Source organism: Halomonas sp., assembly GCF_031581305.1.
GTDB lineage: Bacteria > Pseudomonadota > Gammaproteobacteria > Pseudomonadales > Halomonadaceae > Halomonas.
In genome coordinates this window covers 1-4,616 of sequence record NZ_JAVLBC010000225.1, presented here as the reverse complement: position 1 = coordinate 4,616, position 4,616 = coordinate 1, and the positions used below count along the sequence as shown (strand labels likewise).

Annotated in this window: 3 protein-coding genes; all 3 read left to right on the top strand. The window is 65.9% G+C overall.

Annotated features, from left to right (window positions below; translation table 11 throughout):
• Positions 1 to 980, top strand: a 980-nt coding sequence (locus tag RI841_RS14540) for a methyltransferase domain-containing protein (protein WP_310706350.1), incomplete at its 5' end; no start/stop codon positions are given.
• Positions 977 to 2,122: a glycosyltransferase family 4 protein gene (locus tag RI841_RS14535; protein WP_310706349.1), complete on the top strand. Its 1,146-nt coding sequence runs from the start codon at positions 977 to 979 to the stop codon at positions 2,120 to 2,122. The genes RI841_RS14540 and RI841_RS14535, both read left to right, overlap by 4 nt.
• A gap of 58 nt (positions 2,123 to 2,180) precedes the next feature.
• The coding region (locus RI841_RS14530; RefSeq protein WP_310706348.1) for a glycosyltransferase at positions 2,181 to 4,616 on the top strand (2,436 nt) is incomplete at its 3' end.

The window sequence follows — 4,616 nt, the reverse complement described above, 5'->3', positions numbered from 1 at the left end:
GGCGTGGTGTTCGCTGGCTGCTCGGCGCGCTGCGGCTGGATCGGCTGCGCGAACGCATCGACCATAACGCCCGTTTACAGGATGCGCGTTACCAGGCGCTGCTCAACCTGCTCCGCGAACAGGCCGTGCGTCTTGAATCGCTGGAAACCGCCCAGCGCCGCCTGGCAGTCGACAACGAGGTGTTGCGACAGCGGCTGGCCGAGCGCCCGGAGGCGGCCAGTGACGCCATGGGTTCCGCGGCCATCCCAGAGTCGCCCCGACAGGATACTGCGGGGCGCGACTTCTACCGTGCCCTGGAGGCGCGCTTCCGCGGCAACCCCGGTGCCATCGCCGAGCTGATGCGCGAGCATCTGCCGGAGGTGCGCGCCGTGACGCGGCTGACCGAGGGCTTGCCGCTGCTCGACCTGGGTTGCGGGCGCGGCGAGTGGCTGGCGCTGTTGCGTGAGGAGGGCATCGCCGCCCAGGGCGTGGATCTCAACGCCGCCAATATCCAGGCCGGTCGCGAGCAGGAGCTGGAGGTGCGCTATCAGGATGCCCTGGCGGCTCTGCGTGATAGCGCCGATGCCAGCCTGGGTATGATCAGCGCCTTTCATCTTGTGGAGCATCTCGACCACGACCAGATCCGGGAGTTGTTGCATGAGGCCTTTCGCGCCCTGGCACCGGGGGGGCGCCTGCTGCTCGAGACGCCGAACCCTCAGAACTTGATCGTGGGCTGCTGCAACTTCTACCTCGACCCCACCCATATGCGCCCGCTGCCGCCCGATTTGATGGTGTTCCTCGCAGAGTTCGCCGGTTTCGAGCATGTCGAGGCGCGCCCCCTGCATCCGGTAGGCGAGGAACATCGTCTGCACGAGGAGAGCGAAACCGCGCGCCGCCTCAACCACTATCTCTACGGGCCACAGGATTATGCACTGCTGGCCACTCGACCCGCCGACCTCGATGGCCAAGCCCCTCGTGTTGGACAGGAGCAGGACGCATGACCCAGCCGATCACCGCCATTCACCAGTTCCACCACGGCGTCGACGCCGGTGACGGTGTCACCAACAGCTTGCTGTTCATCCAGCGCCTGCTGCGAGAGGTGGGCGTCGAATCAGATATCTATGCCGCCAATATTCCCGCCACCATGGCGGATTGTGTGCGGCCCTACCGCGAGTTGGAGAGCTGCGACCCAGCAAGCTCCCTGCTGCTGCATCATCACTCCATGGGCCATGAGCTCGGCGAGTGGCTGAACCGGCTTGCCGTACCACGGGCGCTGGTCTACCACAACATCACCCCGGCGGGCTTCTTTCCCCCTGGCAGCGACCTGCACCGCTACGCTGAACGGGGTCGTGAGCAACTGGTGAAGTGGCGGGACGAATTTCGGGCGGTGTTGGCGGTTTCCGATTTTAACGCCGAGGATCTGGTGGCGCTGGGCTATGAGCGTGAAGCCATCACCACTATTCCGCTGCTTGTCGATCTCGACCGCCCGGCTGCCGATGCTGGTACCTTGCCGGATCCGGCGACTCGACTGCATCCCGGTCTGTCCGAGCGTCCCGTGCTGCTGTTTGTGGGGCGCATCGTCGAAAACAAGCGTCAGCACCTGTTGATCGAAGCCCTGTGGCATCTGCAGCGCATGCAGGCTCAACATGGCGGAGGACCGCCTGCCATGCTGGTGATGGTCGGAGGAGGCGAGACCTCCGACTATGCCCGCTTCCTGCGCCAGCGGTTGCACCAGTTGCATCTCGACGACAGCGTCATCATGCCCGGCAAGGTCGACGACCTGCTACTGCAGGCGCTGTATCGCCATAGTGCCGCCTTTGTCTGTGCCAGTGCCCATGAAGGCTTCGGCATGCCATTGGTCGAGGCGATGCTCGCCGACTGCCCGGTGGTGGCCATGGGGCTCACCAATATCCCCTACACCCTGGGCGAAGGCGGTCTGGTATTGGATAGCGAAGACCCGGCGGTGATGGCCGCCAGCCTCTCGCTGCTGCTCGAGGACAAGTCACTGCGTGACGAGGTGCTGGCCGGCCAACAGCGATCCCTGCTGCGCTATCGACCCGAGGTGTTGGCCTCGGCACTGCGTGATTGGCTGACAGGCTCACTAGGACTCACCCTGCCTGATGGAACGTCCACAATGCAGTAAGTCGATATTTCAATCAGCGTTCTGCTTCAAGGTAACGTCAAAAAGGACTAGGCATGGTATGCAAGTAATCTCGGCCATTCATCAGTTCGCCGTCACCTGTGCCAGCGGCGACGGTATCACCAACGCCATGCTGTTTACCCAGCGGCTGGTACGAGAGTGTGGGCTAGCTTCCGAGATCTATGTCATTGACGCCCCGCAGGACATGGCCGATCGGGTAGGCGACTACCGGGACTACCGGGCGCGCCCCGAGGAGCTGTTGCTGATCCACCACGGCAGCGGCAATCCCCTGGAGAGCTGGCTGAAGGGGCTGGCCTGCCGTAAGCTGCTGGTCTATCACAATATTACCCCGGAGCACTTCTTCTCGCCGAACGACCCGGCAGTGCCGGTGCTGCGCCATGGTCGCGAACAGCTGACCCGCTGGCACACTTGGCTCAACGGGGCCATCGCGGTGTCCGACTACAATTACCGAGAGTTGATTGCGGCAGGCTTCCCCCCGGAAACCACTATCACTCTGCCATTGCTGGTCGATCTTGCCTCGCTGCCTCTTGGGCAGCCGCTCACTGCCCTGCCCCCCCAGCCATCCACGGATCCCGCCTACCGCCTGTTGTTCGTCGGGCGTCTGGCACCTAACAAGAACCAGGCGGGCCTGATTGCCGCTCTGGCTGCCATGCAGCAGCGTAGCGCTTGGCCCGTGGCGTTGACCCTGGTGGGGGGCGGTGATGACGCCACGCGCCGCAAACTGCAGCGGCTAGCCGAGGATCACGGCGTGGCCGATAGCGTGACCTTTACCGGCAAGGTGGATGACGCCGAGCTGCAGCGCCACTATCAGCAGGCAGACCTCTACATCAGCCTTAGCGAGCATGAAGGCTTCGGTATGCCACTCATCGAGGCCATGGCTCACGCGCTGCCGGTACTGGCCTACGCCGCTCCTGACAGCAGCATTGCCGACACCGTGGGGGAGGGCGGGCTGCTGCTGACCCAGTCAGATCCCGAAGTGGCGGCGGCAGCGGCACTGATGATGCTGCGCAATCCCGGCCTGCGGGCGCGGCTGATCGACGCCCAGCGTGAGCATCTGGCCCGCTTCGAGCCTGCTCGGCTGCTGGAGAGTCTGCGCGACTTCCTCGCCGAGCTAGGCATGGCCATGCCCGAGCTGCCCGCCAGTGAGCCCTGCCTGCCGGTGCAGCGCCGCTGGCGCCTCGAGGGCCCCTTCGACTCCAGCTACAGCCTGGCACTGGTCAACCGCGAGCTGGCCCGGGCGCTGCAAGGCCTGGAAGGAGAGGGCGAAGTGACCTTGCATAGCACCGAGGGCGGCGGTGACTTCGCTCCCGATCCGGCCTTCCTGGCTGAGCAGCCGGCGCTGGCCGCCGTGTCGCGCCGTGCGTCCGAGCCCGCCTGGTACAACGCTAGCCTGCGGCTCTGCTATCCGCCGCGTACCACCGACCTGGCAGCGCGCCATCGGCTGATTCACAGTTACGGCTGGGAAGAGTCGGTGTTTCCCCACGAACACGCCCAGGCCTTCAACGCCCGGCTCTCGGCGGTGACCACCATGTCGCGCTATGTGTCGCGGGTGCTCGCCGACAGCGGGGTGGGGCTGCCGTTGCCGGTGGTGGGCGTAGGTACTGATCACCTCTGCGACATCGCGCCGGACGAGGCGGCCCTGGCCGAGTGGCTGCCCGAGGCGGAGGCGGACGACGCGCCGATGACCTTCCTGCACGTCTCCTCGTGTTTTCCACGCAAGGGCGTCGACGTGTTGCTGGCGGCCTGGTATACCACCTTTATCGCCGATGACGGCGTGCAGCTGATCCTCAAGACCTTTCCCAACCCCCATCATGACATTGAGCGCGAGCTCGATGCCTGGCGACAACGCAACCCCCGCGGCGCCCCCGTGCGCCTGATCAACGCCGATCTCAGTCCCGAAGCGGTACGCGCCCTCTATCGGCGCGCCGATGCGCTGGTGGCGCCCAGCCGCGGCGAGGGCTACGGCCTGCCCATGGCCGAGGCCATGTGGTGCGACGTCCCGGTGATTACCACCGCCGGTGGCGGCCAGCGTGACTTCTGCACCCCCGAAACCGCCTGGCTGATCGACTACGACTATGCCCGGGCGCGCACCCACATGGGGCAGTTTGCCTCGGTGTGGGCCGAGCCCCGCGTCGAGCACCTCGGCGATCTGATGGCCGAATTCGCCGCGCGCCACCGTCGCGGCGAGCTGCGTGAGTGGAGCGCCGAGCGACGTCGAGCAGCGCGGGGCCTGGTCGAGGGCGAGCATACCTGGGCCGCCGTGGCGCGGCGCACCCGGGCAGCGGTCGAGGCCCTGGACGCGCTGCCCGCGCTGGCCCCGCGTCCACGCATCGGCTGGGTCAGCACCTGGAACAGCAAGTGTGGCATCGCCACCTACTCGCAGCTGCTGGTGACCCCGGCCCTGGCCAATCAGGTCACGGTGTTGGCCAACCGCGATGTCGAGTTGATTGCCGAGGATGGCCCCGAAGTAGTTCGC

Bases quoted from the DNA above. Each gene is read 5' to 3' on its own strand.
- RI841_RS14535 (WP_310706349.1), top strand. From the start codon at position 977: ATGACCCAGCCGATCACCGCCATTCACCAGTTCCACCACGGCGTCGAC.